Raw genomic sequence first — 17,869 nt, forward strand, 5'->3', positions numbered from 1 at the left:
TCTCCTATTCTGTTGTCCCTCGCAAGCGTTCGATATGAATAACTAAATAACCAAGTTCTTCGCTTGTAATAGACATTTGATATTGTTTAGTTAAAAGTACTCGAATTTTTTTTGCGACTGCATAACTTCCTGAATATTTTCGTTTGACTATCTCAATAATCTCCTCGTCTAAGACCGCATACTGCTGATTGTGATACCGTTGGATCAACAACCGAAGATGGTTTGCTAAACGAGAATAATTCAGTGCCATTTGTTCGGAATGGATATCGATCCTCAGCTCTTTTTCAATCAACTGGATAATTTCCGACACGATCGTGACTTCGCGAATGCTACGATGATTACTAGTTTGTCCGCTATGACCACTATGGATATGTATCGCTATATAACCCGCTTCATCATATGTATAAGGAATAGCTAAAGTGTGATTCAAATAATCAACTGCCCATTGCGCAATACTAAATTCTTCGTGGTACAGCGCCTCGATTTCTCGCAGTAATTTATTTCGAATAACAATTCCATTACGAATATTTTCAGCAGCAAAAGCAATATGATCCGTTAACGCGATCAACACATGCTCATTCAGCTTTTTCATTAAAACTGTTTCTGCATGATCAATAATGTGTTCAGCAGCAAAAAGAAACTTTTCGTCAATTTGATTCAGCAAACTTTGTAGTTTCATTTGACTTTCTGGCTCCATCACAAACATCCGCTCAATTTCTCGATGAAAAATCAAGTCATTGCGCTTTTTATCGAATCCAACACCTTTACCAATTGCGACCTTTTCTTGTCCATCGTCATCGACTAAGACCGCATTTTGATTAAAAATCTTTTTGATTTTCATAATAATAACCCTTTTTCTGCAGAATTAAAGTTACTTCATGGACCAATCATCCTTTATCAATCTTAAGCTTGACAACAAAAAAAGCATAGAAAAATTCCACCAAAGTCTCCTTATCGACGGAATCTTCCCATGCCTAGTATGATCTAGTCACATGAAAAATAAATATGTTAACGCTTTAATTTTATCGAGGGAACGTTTTTTTGTCAACATCTTTTTTTCCTTTTGTCAAACAAAATGCTTTCATTTACTCAATAAAGTTTAAAATAAGCCATAAAAAAAGCCATGATGTCTAATGACACCATGACTTTTTATTGTCCGAATACAATGTTGCTTACAATTCAGTTGATCAAAGATTAAGCTTTGATTTCAGTAACGACACCGGCACCAACTGTACGTCCGCCTTCACGGATTGAGAATTTAGTACCGTTTTCGATAGCGATTGGGTGGATTAATTCAACTTCCATTGTTACGTTGTCGCCAGGCATAACCATTTCAGTTCCTTCTGGTAATTCAACAACACCTGTTACGTCAGTTGTACGGAAGTAGAATTGTGGACGGTAGTTAGTGAAGAATGGAGTATGACGTCCACCTTCTTCTTTTGTCAACACGTATACTTCTGCAGAGAATTTTGTATGAGGTGTGATTGTACCTGGTTTAGCTAAAACTTGTCCACGTTGGATGTCTTCACGTGCAACACCACGTAGTAAAGCACCAATGTTGTCTCCAGCTTCAGCGTAGTCTAATAATTTACGGAACATTTCAACACCAGTAACTGTTGTTTGAGCTGTTTCTTCTGCGATACCAACGATATCTACAACGTCACCAACGCGAACTTGTCCACGTTCAACACGACCTGTAGCAACAGTACCACGACCAGTGATTGAGAATACGTCTTCGACTGGCATCATGAATGGTTTGTCGTTGTCACGTTCTGGAGTTGGGATATATTCGTCAACTGCAGCCATCAATTCAAGGATTTTTTCTTCGTATGAAGCGTCGCCTTCTAAAGCTTTCAAAGCTGAACCAGCAACTACAGGAACATCGTCACCAGGGAATTCGTATTCTGTTAATAAGTCACGAACTTCCATTTCAACTAATTCTAGTAATTCTTCGTCGTCAACCATATCTACTTTGTTCAAGAATACAACGATGTATGGAACACCAACTTGACGAGATAATAGGATATGTTCACGAGTTTGAGGCATAGGACCATCAGCAGCAGAAACTACTAAGATAGCTCCGTCCATTTGAGCAGCACCAGTGATCATGTTTTTAACGTAGTCCGCGTGTCCTGGGCAGTCAACGTGAGCGTAGTGACGAGTGTCAGTTTCGTACTCAACGTGAGCTGTTGAAATTGTGATTCCGCGTTCGCGTTCTTCTGGAGCACCATCGATTTGATCGTAAGCCATAGCTTGGCCGCCGTTTTTCTTAGATAGTACAGTTGTGATTGCTGCTGTTAAAGTTGTTTTACCGTGGTCAACGTGTCCGATTGTACCAATGTTAACGTGTGGTTTAGAACGGTCAAATTTTTCTTTTGCCATTTTAAAATGTCCTCCTAAAAATACAATATATTTTTTATTTGTCTGATAGGTATGTGATAAACCAAAAGTCTATCACATGCCCATATCATCGATAATTATTTTACACGAAACTATATTAAAAATACAGTCTCTTTAGATAATCTGTCAAACAGACGATCTTGTTTTAAGAAATTATTCAGCTTTACCGCCGTTTTTCTTAATGATTTCTTCTTGGACTGATTTAGGAACATCTTCATAGTGGTCAAATACCATCATAAATGTACCGCGTCCTTGAGTTGCTGAACGCAATGTTGTTGCGTAACCGAACATTTCAGCCAATGGAACAATCGCATTAACGATTTGTGAGTTACCATGTGCTTCCATACCTTCAACGCGACCGCGTCGGCTAGTTACGTGTCCCATGATATCACCTAAGTAATCTTCTGGAACAGTAATCGTTACTTTCATCATTGGTTCTAAAATAACAGGACGTGCGTGTTTTGCAGCAGCTCTTAAAGCCATAGATGCAGCAACACGGAAGGCTGTTTCATTTGAATCGACGTCATGGTATGAACCATCGTAAAGTTTTGCTTTGATATCCACTAATGGATAGCCAGCAAGAACACCGTTATTCATAGATTCTTCTAGTCCTTTTTCAACAGCAGGGATGTATTCACGAGGAACGACCCCACCGACGATTGCATTTTCAAATTCGAAGCCTTTACCTTCTTCGTTTGGTGTAAATTCAACCCATACGTGACCGTATTGACCTTTACCACCAGACTGACGTACGAATTTACCTTCAGCTTTTGTTGCTTCACGGAATGTTTCACGGTATGAAACTTGTGGAGCACCAACGTTTGCTTCAACTTTAAATTCACGTTTCATACGGTCTACTAAAACGTCTAAGTGCAACTCACCCATACCTGAGATAACAGTTTCACCAGTTTCAACGTTTGTTTCAACTCGGAATGAAGGATCTTCTTCTGCAAGTTTTTGCAACGCAACACCCATTTTATCTTGGTCTGCTTTTGATTTAGGTTCAACAGCAACTTGGATAACTGGGTCAGGGAATTCGATTGACTCAAGAATAACCGGTGAGTCTAATGCACATAATGTATCCCCAGTTGTTGTATCTTTCAATCCAACAGCAGCGGCGATATCACCTGAGTACACTTTATCAATTTCTTGACGAGTGTTGGCGTGCATTTGTAGAATACGTCCGATACGTTCTTTTTTGCCTTTAGAAGCGTTCAATACATATGAACCACTTTCAAGGACACCAGAATAAACACGGAAGAAAGTTAGACGACCTACGAATGGGTCAGTCATTACTTTAAACGCTAATGAAGCAAAAGGAGCTTCATCGTCAGCTGGACGTGTTGTTTCTTCGTCTGTTTTTGTATCGATCCCTTTGATTGCTTCGATATCAACTGGAGAAGGCAAGTAATCAAGAACGGCATCCAACATTAATTGAACCCCTTTGTTCTTGAACGCTGAACCAGCTAATACAGGGAAGAATTCAACATTAATTGTTGCACGGCGGATACCAGCAATCAATTCTTCTTGTGTGATTTCTTCACCTTCAAGATATTTCATCATTAGTTCTTCGTCTGTTTCAGCAACAGCTTCGACTAATTTTTCGCGCCATTCTTGAGCTTGTTCTAAATATTCCTCAGGAATTTCAGTTTCTTGAATATCTGTTCCTAAGTCATTTGTATAGATTTCAGCTTTCATTTTAACCAAGTCGATGATACCAGTGAAGTTTTCTTCAGCACCGATTGGCAATTGGATTGGATGCGCGTTTGCTTGCAAACGATCATGCAATGATTTTACTGAGTACAAGAAGTCCGCACCGATTTTATCCATTTTGTTACAGAATACGATACGAGGCACTCGGTACTCAGTTGCTTGACGCCAAACTGTTTCAGTTTGAGGTTCAACACCTGACTGTGAGTCAAGTACAGTTACCGCACCATCTAATACACGTAGAGAACGTTGAACTTCAATTGTGAAGTCTACGTGTCCTGGTGTGTCGATGATGTTTACACGGTAACCTTTCCACTGCGCTGTAGTCGCAGCAGATGTAATTGTGATACCACGTTCTTGTTCTTGTTCCATCCAGTCCATTTGTGAAGCTCCTTCGTGGGTTTCACCAATTTTATGGATTTTACCAGTATAGTACAAGATACGCTCTGTTGTTGTAGTTTTACCTGCATCAACGTGAGCCATGATACCAATATTACGAGTTTTTTCTAGCGAAAATTCTCTTGCCATTTTCTTACTCCTCTCTTTATTTAAATCGATTGTAAATTGACTTTCTGCTGTCGTTTAACCCAACAGGCAGAGAGGATCTTACCAACGATAATGAGCAAATGCACGGTTGGCATCAGCCATTTTATGAGTGTCTTCACGTTTTTTAACAGAAGCACCAGTGTTGTTTGCAGCATCCATGATTTCTTTTGCTAAGCGTTCTTCCATTGTGTGTTCACCGCGCAAGCGAGCGTAGTTTACTACCCAACGAAGAGCTAAAGTTGTACGACGTTCAGGGCGAACTTCAACTGGTACTTGATAGTTTGAACCCCCAACACGACGTGCTTTAACTTCAAGAACAGGCATAACATTTTTCATAGCTTGTTCAAACACTTCTAATGGATCATTACCTGTAGATTCTTTAATCAAATCAAAGGCGTTATAAATAATACTAGCTGCAACACCGCGTTTTCCGTCAACCATTACACGGTTGATCAAGCGAGTTACTAATTTTGAGTTATAAATAGGATCTGGTAAAACATCACGTTTTGCAACAGGACCTTTACGTGGCATCCGTAACTCCTCCTTCCGAAATATTCTTCATAGTAATTGCCTTACTCTCTTAACATAGTAAGAACAAGTTTCATTTGTTTAATAATTAAAATTAAGCTTTAGGTTTTTTAGTACCGTATTTAGAGCGGCTTTGTTTACGGTCGTTTACACCAGCTGTATCAAGTGCACCACGAACGATATGGTAACGTACCCCTGGTAAGTCTTTTACACGTCCACCACGTAGTAATACTACGCTATGTTCTTGTAAGTTGTGACCAATCCCTGGGATATAAGCAGTAACTTCAATTAAGTTTGACAAACGAACACGAGCATATTTACGTAAAGCTGAGTTCGGTTTTTTAGGTGTCATTGTACCCACACGTGTTGCTACCCCACGTTTTTGAGGAGAGTTCACGTTTGTTTGAGTTTTCTTAAAGCTGTTATATCCTTTGTTCAAAGCAGGTGAATTAGATTTTTCCACCTTTGATTTACGAGGTTTACGTACTAATTGGTTAATTGTAGGCATTCCTTGTTTCCTCCTTCCCACGATTCGCGTCTAGTTCCACACATCCAGGTGGTTCTTTTTTTGCGATAAAAAATAAATGCAATTCTGCATCTTTATCAAATATGCTTTGATAAACAGTCAGCACGTCTCTTTACCAGAGACCTGTAGATAAAGCACCTTGGTTAGGATATCATGAATAAAGTACTCTGTCAACCAGTGTTATGTATTTTTTTTAGCCATTTGAAATTAAAAAAAGGACGCTATCTTTTTCCAATCATTCAATATAAAATAGCTATGAATAGAGACGAAAGAAAAGGTGGGAACAACAGATGAATTTGAAACAAGCAGCTGGAATTGAAGCAGCTAAATTTGTGAAGGACGGAATGATCGTTGGTTTGGGTACCGGTTCTACAGCCTATTATATGGTAGAAGAAATTGGTAGAAGAATGCGTGAAGAAGGATTAAACATCACTGGTGTCACTACATCGAATGCCACTAAAGAACAAGCAGAAAAATTAGGTATCCCTCTTAAGAGTATTGATGAAGTACCCGTAGTTGATCTCACGATCGATGGTGCTGATGAAATCAGTAAAGCATTTCAAGGAATTAAAGGTGGTGGCGCAGCATTACTTTTTGAAAAAATTGTTGCTACGTATTCAAAACAAGTCATCTGGATCGTTGATGAATCAAAATTAGTGGAGCAACTTGGGCAGTTCCCTCTTCCAGTAGAAGTGATTCCTTATGGCGCTCAACAATTGATGCGGATCTTTGATGAGAAAGGTTACCAACCTGTTTTACGTCAAACCGAAACAGGTCAGATAGTCAAAACAGACAGTGGTCATTACATTATTGACTTACATTTAGAAGTGATCAATGACCCTGAAGCTTTAGCAACGTACCTTGATCAACTGGTTGGTGTCGTTGAACATGGACTGTTTTTAAATATGGTTTCAAAAGTCGTTGTCGGCTCCGCACAAGGCGTATCAATTATCGACTCACCTCATCAAAAATAACAACCCTGATATTAGTTATAAAAATTAGCAAAAATAGTTCATTTTAAAAACATAAAAAAACTATCTTTTCAATGGACTTTATGCTACATTTTTACTGTTATCTATAGACAGAAAATCATTGCTAGAAAGGAATCACCATGAAGATTATTGGTTATGCACGCACAACCATAAATGATGTTGATCTTACAACACAAGTGGAGCAACTCTCTAATTTTGGTTGTCAGGAGATTTTTCACGAGACATACAAGTCTAAAGATGCGGTGTCTAATAATATTTGTTTAGAAAAAGTAATCAAGGAAATGCGACAAGGCGATACTTTAGTTATCTGTCAACTTCATCGTCTAGGGAAGTCCACTCGTCAGCTAACAGAACTCACACAATTATTCAAAGATCGTGGCTTACACCTAGTTAGTATCCAAGAAGAAATCGATACGCGTACACCGATGGGGAAAATCTATTTTCAACTAATGGAAGGATTAGCCATTATGGAGTGCTCTTTAATCAAGGAACGGACACTTGTTGGGTTAGATGAAGCACGTAAAAAAGGTAAAATCGGGGGTCGTCCAAAAATCGATCCAAAAACAATTAAAAAAATTCGTCGGCTTTATTATGAAAAAAAAGAAACGATCCAATTAATTTCTACTAAATGTGGTGTATCAGTCGGAACCTGTTATAAATATATCAATCTTCCAGAAAAAGAGATTCAGCAATTATCTTAAACGACTGCCTACATCTTGATATTCTTTCATTTAAAAATGGATTGGCGCAACAAACGCAGACTGTCTGCTAAAGACGAATCAACTGTATATAATGAATAGGTAGGTGGATCAATGACAGTGCAGCCATTGACCCACCTACCTCTGTTTATCTGTCACTGTAAGAATTATTTTTGTTTTTTATCTGTCTATCTTCTGATTTTCCCTTTCATTAACTTCATTTTTCAATGGAAATCTAGTCAAAAAAATTGTACAATAAAGCAGAACTGAAATTTTCAGAAATATAACCTATTTTAAAGGAGAGCTAAACATGCCAAAATTAGTTTTTTCTCGTCATGGTCTTAGTGAATGGAATGCATTAAACCAATTTACTGGTTGGGCTGACGTAAACTTAGCACCAGAAGGAATCGAAGAAGCCAAAGAAGGCGGACGCAAAATCAAAGAAGCTGGAATTGAATTTGATGTTGCTTACACTTCAGTTTTAACTCGTGCCATCAAAACATGTAATTTGATTTTAGAACACTCAGATCAACTTTGGGTTCCTCAAATCAAATCATGGCGCTTAAACGAACGTCATTATGGTAAATTACAAGGATTGAACAAAAAAGAAACAGCTGAAAAATATGGAGATGACCAAGTACACATTTGGCGTCGTTCATACGACACTCTTCCTCCATTGATGGACGAAAGTGACGAAGGTTCTGCTGCAAACGATCGTCGTTATGCAATGTTAGACAAACGCGATATTCCTGGTGGCGAAAACTTGAAAGTTACTTTAGAACGTGCTTTACCATTCTGGCAAGACGAAATTGCTCCAGCTTTACTAGACAACAAAACTGTTTTAGTAGCTGCACATGGTAACTCTCTACGTGCTTTAGCAAAACACATCGAAGGAATTTCTGATGAAGATATCATGGATCTTGAAATTCCAACTGGTCAACCACTTGTTTATGAATTAAACGATGACTTGACAGTTGCTAAAAAATACTATTTATAATAAATAAAAAAAGTGGGCAAGCGATTCAATTGAATCACTCGCTCACTTCTTTTATTAATCTGCGATTGCTGTTTCTAATCCGACTTCGATCATTTCGTTAAATGTCGTTTGTCGTTCTTCTGCAGTTGTTTCTTCTCCGGTAAGCAAATGGTCACTCACTGTCATGATTGCTAATGTTTGGACATGATATTTTGCTCCCAAATAGTATAAAGCAGCTGCTTCCATTTCCACACCTAGCACACCTAATTCAGCTAATTTAAACGTTTCTGTTGAATCATCTTTATAAAATGAATCTTCCGAGAGAACATTTCCTACATGTGTGGTAAATCCTTTGTCTTTTGAAATTTCATACGCCTTCAACAATAAATTAAAATCACTGATCGGCGGAAAATGAAAGGCTTGGAAATTTTTCTCGATCATCGAAGAACTAGTAGCTGCTCCTTGGGCTAAAACAAGATCACGAACATGGACATCTTTAGATAATGCACCACATGTACCCACTCGTATCAATTTTTTCACACCGTATGAATGAATCAATTCATGGGCATAGATCGTCGCTGACGGCATCCCCATCCCCGTTCCTTGTACCGAAACACGTTCGCCTTTGTAGGTTCCAGTAAAACCTAACATCCCACGAACTTGGTTGTAACATACTGGATCTTCTAAAAATGTTTCAGCAATATACTTTGCTCGTAAAGGATCGCCTGGAAGTAGTATTTTATCAGCGATCTCTCCTTGTTTTGCTTCAATGTGTACGCTCATCTGACACTCTCCTTGATTCAGTTATAGTAATACTAATACTTCTTTAATCAATGCCTTAAATGATTGTTTGACACGTTGCGTTGTTTCCACCACTTCTTCATGGTTAAGGTTCGCTTGCATGCCTGCTGCTAAATTAGTGATACATGAAATGCCGAGAACTTTCAATCCGCTATGTGCTGCAACGATCACTTCTGGCACAGTGGACATTCCGACTGCATCTGCTCCCATCGTACGTGACATCCGAATCTCTGCTGGTGTTTCATATGTTGGTCCAGAATAGCCCATATATACCCCTTCTTTAAGAGTCAAATCTAATTGGCTCGCAGCCTCTTTGGCTACTTCACGGTAAGTTAAGGTATACGCCTCGCTCATATCAGGGAAGCGTGGACCGATCTCATCTTCGTTAGGACCAATCAATGGGTTTTGACCTGTGAAGTTGATATGATCAGTAATCAACATCAAATCGCCAGGAACAAATGATTCATTTACCCCACCACTTGCATTCGTGACAATCACCGAATGAGCCTTTAATGCTGCCATTACCCGCACAGGATAAGTGACAGTTTGCATTGAATGACCTTCATAAAAATGGAATCGTCCTTGCATTGCCAGAACTTTTTTACCAGACAAGGTACCATAGACTAATTGACCAGCATGGCCGACAACTGTTGATGTTGGGAAAAATGGGATTTGGTCATAAGGAATCACGATCGCTTCCTCGATTTCTTCCGCTAACTCTCCTAAACCTGAACCTAAGATCAAACCAAAATCAATTTCTTTTACGCCCTTTTCTAGAATAAATTGAGTCGTTTCTTGTAACATTTCGCTTAATTGGGTCATTTACTTTCTCCTATTAACTATTTTTTTCTACAGAAGTCAAGAGGTTAGAAGCCCTGTCGTTCGACTAGCTAAAAAAACAGGTATGCCTGATTAACAAGGCTTTTTCACCTCTTGATTGATACTGTTAAAGCAAGATGGCTCTTTGAACAAAATGATTGACCTATCTTAGTTACGCTTTTTCAGGTCAAATTTTCAAACGCGGTCTGTCATTCCTATTTCAAAAGTTTTAAGAAACTTTCGCCGTTTTCGGTAGCAGGAACATCGAAGTTTTCAGCAATCGTTGCTGCGATATCTGAATAGTAGCCTTGTGGCAAGCTTCCTTGTCCTTGCATTTTTTTGCTGAAAACTAATAATGGTACATATTCACGTGTATGATCTGTTCCAGGGAATGTTGGATCATTTCCATGGTCAGCAGTAATCATCAGTAAGTCGTCCTCTGCCATTGCCTCTAATATTTCAGGAATACGTAAATCAAAATCTTCAATTGCGTGGGCATAACCTACAACATCCCGACGATGTCCAAATAATGCATCAAAATCAACTAAATTAGTAAAACTGATCCCTGTAAACTCTTTTTTCATCACATTTAATAATTGGTCAACGCCATCCATGTTGCTTTTCGTACGGACGAACTCTGTAATCCCTTGACCGTTGAAGATATCGTTGATTTTTCCAACAGCGATAACGTCTTTTCCTGCTTCTTTTAATGAATCTAAAACCGTATGCCCGAATGGATCCAATGCGTAATCATGTCGGTTGCTCGTACGAGTAAAATTACCAGGTTCTCCAACGTAAGGTCGCGCAATAATTCGACCAATCATGTATGGGTCGTCTTTAGTAATGTCACGAACGAACTGACAAATCCGATAAAGTTCTTCTAAAGGAATAATTTCTTCATGCGCAGCAATTTGTAGAACTGGATCTGCGGACGTATAGACGATCAAATCACCAGTTTTCATTTGATGTTCACCATAGTCATCTATAACAGCGGTTCCACTATATGGTTGATTGCAAACAATTTTGCGTCCTGAGAAGTCTTCAATTTGTTTGAGTAATTCATCAGGGAAACCGTTAGGAAATACTCGAAATGGTGTCTTGATGTTCAGACCCATGATTTCCCAGTGACCGGTCATTGTATCTTTTCCTACAGATACTTCCTCTAATTTAGTGGCATAGCCTTGGTGGTTTTTAACCGCTTCGACACCTTCTAATGGGCGAATCGTTCCTAATCCTAACTGTTCTAAATGAGGAATTGTCAAACCAGCTTCTTTTGCGATATGCCCTAGTGTATCTGAACCTTTATCACCAAATTTTTCAGCATCTGGCGCTTCACCGATTCCTACTGAATCCATGACAATCAAATGTACGCGTTTAAACATGATTATTCCTTCTTTCTTTTTTATTATTGCTATTAAATCAAAAAGGGCGAGTCGAAAAAACATTTCCCGTAACCCACCCTTTTTATTCACTAAAAGTTTATTTTGATTTTATATAATTTTTACCGTTCGCTTTAGGTCCAGATGCTTTTCCTAAGAACGCTACTAACACAATAACGGTTAATAGGTAAGGTGCAATCTGCAGCAATACTGGCGGTATCGAAGAAATCACTGGTAATTGAGCTCCGATGATACTTAAACTTTGCGCAAAACCAAAGAATAAAGAAGCGCCCATGGCCCCTAGTGGATTCCATTTACCGAAGATCATAGCAGCCATTGAGATAAACCCTTGACCTACGATCGTTCCGGCAGAGAAATTCCCTGAAATCGATTGAGCGAATACTGCGCCACCCATTCCGCCAAGTAAACCAGAGATCAATACCCCAGAATAACGCATCGCGTAAACATTGATTCCCAATGTATCCGCTGCTTGAGGATTTTCACCCACTGAACGTAAGCGAAGTCCGAACTTTGTCTTAAAGATAATAAACCAAGCAAGAATCGCAATTAAAATGGCACAATAAGCTGGTAAAAATGTATTTTTAAAGAAAATTGGTCCAATTACTGGAATTTTTGATAATCCAGGAAATGAGAAATATCCTAAGTTAACTGAAATGTTATCAGTTTGTCCTTTTCCATACCATGTTTTAATTAAAAATACACCCAAAGCTGGTGCCATCAAGTTGATAACTGTCCCGCTGATGATATGGTCTGCACGTAAACTAACAGTTGCTACTGCATGTAATAAAGAGAATAACACACCAACTATCCCACCGACTAAAATAGCGATCCATGGTGTCATGTCTCCTAAGGTAGGACTCATGGTTAGATTAAATACTACCGCACTGAAAGCACCCATAACCATGATGCCTTCTAAACCTACATTGACAATCCCACTTCGTTCAGAAAAAGTTCCACCTAAAGATGTAAGAATTAATGGTGTTGAATAAACCAACGTTGAAGTGAGGATTAAAGCAATTAACTCAGTTGTTGACATTATAATTCTCCTCCTTCTTGACTCTGATTTGTTGGTTTCGATTCAACAGTCTCCACGATCGCTTCTTGTTTTTTACCTTGGAAGAATTTCGCCATAATGAAACGAATCAAGAAGTTGATCCCAACAAAGAAAATAATCAATGCAATCGATACATTTACGATTTCAAATGGTATACCGGCACCTGTTTGCATCCCCAAACCACCGATTTTCAAGATACTGAACAAGAGTGCTGAAAGTAAAATTCCAATCGCTGAACCAGAACCTAACAGTGACACAGCCATTCCGTCAAATCCGATGGCTAAGGAAGTTGTTTGAACGAAAAAGTTTTGATACGTTCCTAATCCTTCGACTACTCCACCAAGTCCTGCTAAAGCGCCTGAAATCATCATGGAGAAGACGATCGTACGTTTACTACTCATTCCAGCATACTCAGAAGCAAAAGGATTTAGACCTACCGAACGAATTTCAAAGCCTAACGTCGTTTTCTTCATCAATAGCCAAACAACAACCAGTGCAATCAATGCTAAAAACAAACCAGCATTTACACGAGAACCGCCAAACATTTGTGTCAGCCAAGGTAATCTAAGAGAAGCATTTTGCCCAATCAAATTTGAAGAATCTAAGCTTGAACGATACGTATCTGGCATGATGTCATGTAAAGCAAAAGTACTTAAATAAAGTAAAATATAGTTCATCATAATAGTGACGATTACTTCACTTGTACCGAAAAAGGCTCTTAATACCCCTGGGATAGCCGCAGCCAAAGCTCCTGCCAAAGCACCTAAAATCACACAAGTCGGTAATAAAATGACTTTTGGCAGATCAGGAAAGGCAAGTGCTACCCACACACTAACGATCCAACCACAGAGTGCTTGTCCCGAAAGCCCGATATTGAAGAATCCTGCTGAGTTCGCAACAGAAAAACCTAATGCAGTAAAAATCAACGGTGTTGCTTGCCGTAATGTTTCACCAATACTTCTTTGAGAACCAAGGGACGCATTTAACATTGAAGAATAACCTTGGCCTGGGTTATAACCAAAAGCTGCCATCAAGATAGCACCTAAAACTAAACCTAGAATTACCGAAAAAATAGGAACTAGGAGATTACGTATCTTTTCATTGCGATCATTCATGTGCGCCACCAACCTTTTCTAACTCTTTTCTTGCTTCTTCTAAAGAATAGCCCGCCATAAGTAATCCTAGTTCATTTTCAGAAGTTTCTTTTGGATCAACGATTCCCACGATTTTTCCTTCGTGGAGTACCGCAATACGATCAGAAACATTCAAAATTTCTTCTAATTCAAAACTAATCAATAAGACCGCTTTGTATTTGTCTCTTTGTTCAATCAAACGTTTATGAATAAACTCGATTGCTCCAACATCTAGTCCACGTGTCGGATTAGCAACGATCAACAAGTCAGGATCACGATCGATTTCCCGAGCGATGATTGCTTTTTGTTGGTTCCCACCTGATAATGCTTTTGCTGGCACAAGTTCATTCGTTGTCCGAACATCATACTCTTCGATTAATTCACGTGCATGTTCATTTATCAAAGAATAATTCAATAAGCCATTCCTACTGTAAGGTTTTTGGTAGTAATTTTGTAAAGCAATATTCTCCGCTAACGTCATATCCAGAACTAAGCCATACTTATGACGGTCTTCGGGCACATGTCCTACACCAGCCTCCGTAATTTTTCTTGGCTTTTTATTCGTGATATCTTCATCTTTTAAGCGGATCGTTCCACTTTCTGCTTTACGTAAACCGGTTAACGCCTGGATCAATTCTGACTGTCCGTTACCATCAATACCAGCAATTCCTAAAACTTCTCCTGCTCGTACTTCTAAACTTAAGTCTTTGACTGCGTCCAATCCTCGGTTTTCTTTAACCACTAGATTTTCAATCGATAACACAACTTCTTGAGGCTGACTTTCTTTCTTCATTGTCTTAAATGAAACCGTACGTCCAACCATCATATCTGCCAATTGTTGTGAAGAGACATCTTTTACATTTACTGTACCAATCCCTTTACCACGACGGATAACTGTACAACGATCTGCTACAGCTTTAATCTCATCTAACTTATGGGTGATCAAAATGATCGATTTTCCTTCTTTGACCAACTCTTTCATGATTACAATCAGTTCGTCAATCTCTTGTGGCGTTAATACTGCTGTAGGTTCGTCAAAAATCAAGACATCTGCCCCACGATAAAGTGTTTTTAAAATTTCTACCCGTTGTTCCATTCCAACAGAGATATCTCGGACATACGCATCAGGATTGACCGATAAACCATATTGTTCAGAAAGCTTTTGGATTTCTTCACGTGCTTGGCGACGATCAAGTACCCCTGCTCGACTTGGCTCACTTCCCAAAACAATATTTTCAGTAACAGTAAATGCATCCACAAGCATAAAGTGCTGATGGACCATTCCGATACCTAGCTGGTTCGCTTTTGTCGGACTTGTAATTTTCACTTCTTTCCCATGCATCAGTATTTCACCTGATGTTGGCTCTAAAAGGCCTGAGAGCACATTCATCAAGGTTGATTTTCCGGCACCATTTTCTCCAAGTAAAGCGTGGATCTCTCCTGCTTTCACTTGCAAGTTGATGTTGTCATTTGCTTTGAACGTACCAAACTGTTTGGTGATATTCCGCATTTCGATGACAATATTTTCTTGAACCACAATTTTTCACATCCTAACGATTTCTATCTAGGCAACGATTAACAAAGATTTTTCATAAAATCTCAAATTGAAGCAAAAACTTCAGGGGATTATTCCCTTATCAAGAGGCTGTGAAAAGAGCGTTTTGACCTGATCATTAAGGAAGAAAATCTCGAAACAGCTTTTCATGTTTTGAGATTTTTTGACTTAATGCCGAAGGTCAGCTCTTTGAATGCCGTTTAGCAAGAGGCTGTGAAAGAAGCGTTTAGCTCCGAGCAAATAAGAGAGGATTTTTTAAAATAGCTTCTCATATTTTTAAAAATCATCGCTTATTGTTGAGGAGCTGCTTCTTGAACGCCGTTTAGTAAGAGGCTGTGAGCAGCATGTTCTACTTCAAGAATTAAGAACAAAAAAACGAAAATAGCTTCTCAGCAACATCTTGATAAAGAAACAATCGTTAGTTATTTACTAAACCATAGCCTTGTCAAACAATTGTCCAACAAGGCTATAGAAATTCGTTTGATTATTTTTCAGGAGTTTCTGGTACTTTGATATCTCCTGAGATGATTTTTTCTTTTGCTTCATTCACAGCTTTTTCTGCTTTTTCTGAAAGTTGACCTTTTGTGATACCAACACCGTCTTCTTTCAATCCGTAAACGGTATGTTCTCCACCAGGGAAATCACCGTCAGCTGATTTTTGAGCTAAGTCTTCAACAACAGTTCCTACACCTTTTAGAGTTGATGTCAAAGTAAAGTTTTTCTTTTCACCGTTTAAAGTGTATTCGCCTTCGTCCGATTGGTCACGGTCAACCCCGATAACCCAAACTTTTTTGTCGCCTGATTCGTTTAATGATTTCGCTTCTTGGAATACACCGTTACCAGTACCACCAGATGCGTGGAAAATGATATCTGCATTTTGTGCATACATTCCTTGAGCAATTGAACGTCCTTTATCTGGCGCTGAGAAGTCTCCTGCATATTGATTCAAGACTTTAATTTCTTTGTTTAAAGCTTTTGCACCAGCATCTACACCAGCTTTGAATCCTGCGTCAAAACGATCGATTACTTCACCTTTTACCCCACCAATGAAACCAACAGTGTTTGTTTCAGTTGTGTAAGCTGCGGCAATCCCAGCAAGATAAGAAGCTTCGTTATCTTTAAATGTTGCTGAAACCACGTTGTCTTTGCCGTCGATAACGTCATCAATAATAGCAAAGTTTGTTTCAGGATTTGATGCAGCTTGCTCTTCAATAGCTGGCTTCAATTTATAACCAATACCAAAGATTGTTTTAAAACCTGCATTCAAAGCTTGGTCAATATTAGGGATATAATCTGATTCATTTGCTGATTGGAAATATTGGAACCCATCATTTCCACGTGATAGATCATGATCTTTCCCCCAAGCTTGTAGTCCTTCCCAAGCTGACTGGTTGAATGAACGGTCATCAACACCGCCCGTATCTGTGATCAATGCTGCAGTTGCTGTTTTTGAACCGCTGTTTCCACCGGTTGAATCAGTTGAATCTGATCCGCTGCCACATGCGCCCAATAATAACCCAGCAGATAACGCTACAGCACTTAAACCAAATAATTTTGCTTTTTTCATTTCTGTAAAGCCCCCTAAAATAATTGTTTTATTTTTCAACAGTCAGCTGACTGAATGAACATGAGTGATAATTCTATAGATCTTTTTCTGTAAAGGCGTAAGGTAATAGTTCTTTAACCGTCATTGCCTTAGTCACACCGTTATCCCCTACTAAAGTTACCGGCATGTCTGGTACACAAAACTCAGCCATTACTTGACGACAAGCACCACAAGGAGAAATTGGCTCTGGCGTATGACCAGCCACTACTAAATGAGTAAACTCTTTTTCTCCTTCAGAAACAGCTTTGAAAAAAGCCGTGCGCTCCGCACAATTGGTTAAACCAAACGAGGCATTTTCGATGTTGACCCCTTGATACGTTTTTCCAGATTCAGTGACTAAACATGCACCTACTGGAAAATGTGAATATGGTACATATGCTTTATCCAATGCTTCTACTGCAATGTTGATCCATTCTTGCTTCACTTCTGTCATAAGCTTCCCCTTACTACTTAATAGCCTTCGCCAGTAGATCCTGACATAATCGAAACTCCTGCACTGGTACCAATTCTTGTCGCACCAGCTTCAATCATTGCCAAAGCTTCAGCTTCGTTATGGATACCACCAGATGCTTTTACACCCATTTCAGGTCCAACAGTTTCACGCATTAAACGAACATCTTCGACTTTTGCTCCTCCAGTTGAAAATCCTGTAGAAGTTTTAACAAAGTCTGCCCCAGCGGCTTTTGCCAGCTCACAAGCTTTTACAATTTCCTCATGATTTAATAAAGCTGTTTCGATGATGACTTTGACTAAAGCACGATCTTTGGCCGCTGCAACCACTGCTTCAATATCTTTTTGGACTTTATCAAACTGTTGAGACTTCATTGCCCCAATATTGATGACCATATCCACTTCATCTGCGCCATTTTCAATCGCATTTGTAGTTTCAAAAGCCTTAGTTTCAGCAGTATTAGCTCCTAAAGGAAAGCCAATTACTGTACATACTGCCACTGGTTCGCCTTTTAATTGTTCTTTTGCTAGTGCGACCCATGTTGGGTTGATACAAACAGAATAGAAATGGTATTTCTTTGCTTCTTCAATAATTCGCATAACGTCTTCTTGAGAAGCATCTGCTTTTAAGATGGTGTGATCGATCATTCGGTTCAATTCCATTTTTTTCTCTCC

Annotated in this window: 17 protein-coding genes; 3 read left to right on the forward strand and 14 right to left on the reverse strand. The window is 39.0% G+C overall.

Annotated elements, in window-relative coordinates:
* Positions 1–4 precede the first annotated feature (4 nt).
* The 5 genes from EHR_RS04225 to rpsL form a co-directional block, all read right to left on the reverse strand.
* On the reverse strand, positions 5–841 hold the full coding sequence (locus EHR_RS04225; RefSeq protein ID WP_010736794.1) for a PRD domain-containing protein: 837 nt from the start codon (positions 839–841) through the stop codon (positions 5–7).
* 353 nt (positions 842–1,194) lie between these two features.
* On the reverse strand, positions 1,195–2,382 hold the full coding sequence (tuf, locus tag EHR_RS04230; RefSeq protein ID WP_010720459.1) for an elongation factor Tu: 1,188 nt from the start codon (positions 2,380–2,382) through the stop codon (positions 1,195–1,197).
* Between the two features lie 171 nt (positions 2,383–2,553).
* Positions 2,554–4,638 carry an elongation factor G gene (gene fusA, locus EHR_RS04235; protein ID WP_010720460.1) on the reverse strand — a complete coding sequence of 695 codons (2,085 nt, stop codon included), beginning with the start codon at positions 4,636–4,638 and terminating at the stop codon, positions 2,554–2,556.
* Between the two features lie 78 nt (positions 4,639–4,716).
* Positions 4,717–5,187: a 30S ribosomal protein S7 gene (rpsG, locus tag EHR_RS04240; RefSeq protein ID WP_010720461.1), complete on the reverse strand. Its 471-nt coding sequence runs from the start codon at positions 5,185–5,187 to the stop codon at positions 4,717–4,719.
* Between the two features lie 91 nt (positions 5,188–5,278).
* Complete coding sequence (rpsL, locus tag EHR_RS04245; RefSeq protein WP_002294318.1) at positions 5,279–5,692, reverse strand: 30S ribosomal protein S12; 414 nt, start codon at positions 5,690–5,692, stop codon at positions 5,279–5,281.
* Between the two features lie 308 nt (positions 5,693–6,000).
* Here rpsL and rpiA point away from each other — a divergent pair, with 308 nt between their 5' ends.
* The 3 genes from rpiA (at position 6,001) to gpmA (ending at position 8,397) form a co-directional block, all read left to right on the forward strand.
* Entirely contained in the window at positions 6,001–6,684 is a 684-nt protein-coding gene (gene rpiA / locus EHR_RS04250; RefSeq protein ID WP_010736793.1) for a ribose-5-phosphate isomerase RpiA, read from the forward strand.
* Positions 6,685–6,821: 137 nt separating this feature from the next.
* A complete protein-coding gene (locus tag EHR_RS04255; protein ID WP_010720463.1) occupies positions 6,822–7,403 on the forward strand; it encodes a recombinase family protein in 582 nt (193 codons plus the stop codon).
* Between the two features lie 307 nt (positions 7,404–7,710).
* The gene (gene gpmA / locus EHR_RS04260; RefSeq protein WP_010720464.1) at positions 7,711–8,397 is read left to right on the forward strand and encodes a 2,3-diphosphoglycerate-dependent phosphoglycerate mutase; all 687 of its coding nucleotides are present in this window, start codon (positions 7,711–7,713) and stop codon (positions 8,395–8,397) included.
* Between the two features lie 54 nt (positions 8,398–8,451).
* Here gpmA and deoD read toward each other — a convergent pair whose 3' ends face one another.
* The 9 genes from deoD to deoC form a co-directional block, all read right to left on the reverse strand.
* Positions 8,452–9,159 (reverse strand): purine-nucleoside phosphorylase, encoded by a 708-nt coding sequence (gene deoD / locus EHR_RS04265; RefSeq protein WP_010720465.1) that lies wholly within the window; start codon positions 9,157–9,159, stop codon positions 8,452–8,454.
* 21 nt (positions 9,160–9,180) lie between these two features.
* Complete coding sequence (locus EHR_RS04270; RefSeq protein WP_010736792.1) at positions 9,181–9,999, reverse strand: purine-nucleoside phosphorylase; 819 nt, start codon at positions 9,997–9,999, stop codon at positions 9,181–9,183.
* A 212-nt stretch (positions 10,000–10,211) separates the two neighbouring features.
* Positions 10,212–11,378: a phosphopentomutase gene (deoB, locus tag EHR_RS04275; protein WP_010720467.1), complete on the reverse strand. Its 1,167-nt coding sequence runs from the start codon at positions 11,376–11,378 to the stop codon at positions 10,212–10,214.
* 97 nt (positions 11,379–11,475) lie between these two features.
* Positions 11,476–12,432, reverse strand: coding sequence for an ABC transporter permease (locus EHR_RS04280; RefSeq protein WP_010720468.1), 957 nt, complete (start codon positions 12,430–12,432; stop codon positions 11,476–11,478).
* Entirely contained in the window at positions 12,432–13,565 is a 1,134-nt protein-coding gene (locus EHR_RS04285; protein WP_010720469.1) for an ABC transporter permease, read from the reverse strand. Before EHR_RS04285 ends, EHR_RS04280 begins: the two co-directional genes overlap by 1 nt.
* The gene (locus EHR_RS04290) at positions 13,558–15,120 is read right to left on the reverse strand and encodes an ABC transporter ATP-binding protein (protein WP_010720470.1); all 1,563 of its coding nucleotides are present in this window, start codon (positions 15,118–15,120) and stop codon (positions 13,558–13,560) included. Before EHR_RS04290 ends, EHR_RS04285 begins: the two co-directional genes overlap by 8 nt.
* 502 nt (positions 15,121–15,622) lie before the next feature.
* Entirely contained in the window at positions 15,623–16,705 is a 1,083-nt protein-coding gene (locus tag EHR_RS04295; protein ID WP_010720471.1) for a BMP family lipoprotein, read from the reverse strand.
* 73 nt (positions 16,706–16,778) lie between these two features.
* Positions 16,779–17,177 carry a cytidine deaminase gene (locus tag EHR_RS04300; protein ID WP_010720472.1) on the reverse strand — a complete coding sequence of 133 codons (399 nt, stop codon included), beginning with the start codon at positions 17,175–17,177 and terminating at the stop codon, positions 16,779–16,781.
* A gap of 17 nt (positions 17,178–17,194) precedes the next feature.
* On the reverse strand, positions 17,195–17,857 hold the full coding sequence (deoC, locus tag EHR_RS04305; RefSeq protein WP_010720473.1) for a deoxyribose-phosphate aldolase: 663 nt from the start codon (positions 17,855–17,857) through the stop codon (positions 17,195–17,197).
* Positions 17,858–17,869 lie beyond the last annotated feature (12 nt).

Source organism: Enterococcus hirae ATCC 9790 (assembly GCF_000271405.2).
Classification (GTDB): domain Bacteria; phylum Bacillota; class Bacilli; order Lactobacillales; family Enterococcaceae; genus Enterococcus_B; species Enterococcus_B hirae.

What these genes read in the sequence shown, in the direction of transcription:
- EHR_RS04225 (WP_010736794.1), bottom strand. Translation starts at nt 841, where the DNA reads ATGAAAATCAAAAAGATTTTTAATCAAAATGCGGTCTTAGTCGATGAC.
- tuf (WP_010720459.1), bottom strand. Translation starts at nt 2,382, where the DNA reads ATGGCAAAAGAAAAATTTGACCGTTCTAAACCACACGTTAACATTGGT.
- fusA (WP_010720460.1), bottom strand. Translation starts at nt 4,638, where the DNA reads ATGGCAAGAGAATTTTCGCTAGAAAAAACTCGTAATATTGGTATCATG.
- rpsG (WP_010720461.1), bottom strand. Translation starts at nt 5,187, where the DNA reads ATGCCACGTAAAGGTCCTGTTGCAAAACGTGATGTTTTACCAGATCCT.
- rpsL (WP_002294318.1), bottom strand. Translation starts at nt 5,692, where the DNA reads ATGCCTACAATTAACCAATTAGTACGTAAACCTCGTAAATCAAAGGTG.
- rpiA (WP_010736793.1), top strand. Translation starts at nt 6,001, where the DNA reads ATGAATTTGAAACAAGCAGCTGGAATTGAAGCAGCTAAATTTGTGAAG.
- EHR_RS04255 (WP_010720463.1), top strand. Translation starts at nt 6,822, where the DNA reads ATGAAGATTATTGGTTATGCACGCACAACCATAAATGATGTTGATCTT.
- gpmA (WP_010720464.1), top strand. Translation starts at nt 7,711, where the DNA reads ATGCCAAAATTAGTTTTTTCTCGTCATGGTCTTAGTGAATGGAATGCA.
- deoD (WP_010720465.1), bottom strand. Translation starts at nt 9,159, where the DNA reads ATGAGCGTACACATTGAAGCAAAACAAGGAGAGATCGCTGATAAAATA.
- EHR_RS04270 (WP_010736792.1), bottom strand. Translation starts at nt 9,999, where the DNA reads ATGACCCAATTAAGCGAAATGTTACAAGAAACGACTCAATTTATTCTA.
- deoB (WP_010720467.1), bottom strand. Translation starts at nt 11,378, where the DNA reads ATGTTTAAACGCGTACATTTGATTGTCATGGATTCAGTAGGAATCGGT.
- EHR_RS04280 (WP_010720468.1), bottom strand. Translation starts at nt 12,432, where the DNA reads ATGTCAACAACTGAGTTAATTGCTTTAATCCTCACTTCAACGTTGGTT.
- EHR_RS04285 (WP_010720469.1), bottom strand. Translation starts at nt 13,565, where the DNA reads ATGAATGATCGCAATGAAAAGATACGTAATCTCCTAGTTCCTATTTTT.
- EHR_RS04295 (WP_010720471.1), bottom strand. Translation starts at nt 16,705, where the DNA reads ATGAAAAAAGCAAAATTATTTGGTTTAAGTGCTGTAGCGTTATCTGCT.
- EHR_RS04300 (WP_010720472.1), bottom strand. Translation starts at nt 17,177, where the DNA reads ATGACAGAAGTGAAGCAAGAATGGATCAACATTGCAGTAGAAGCATTG.
- deoC (WP_010720473.1), bottom strand. Translation starts at nt 17,857, where the DNA reads ATGGAATTGAACCGAATGATCGATCACACCATCTTAAAAGCAGATGCT.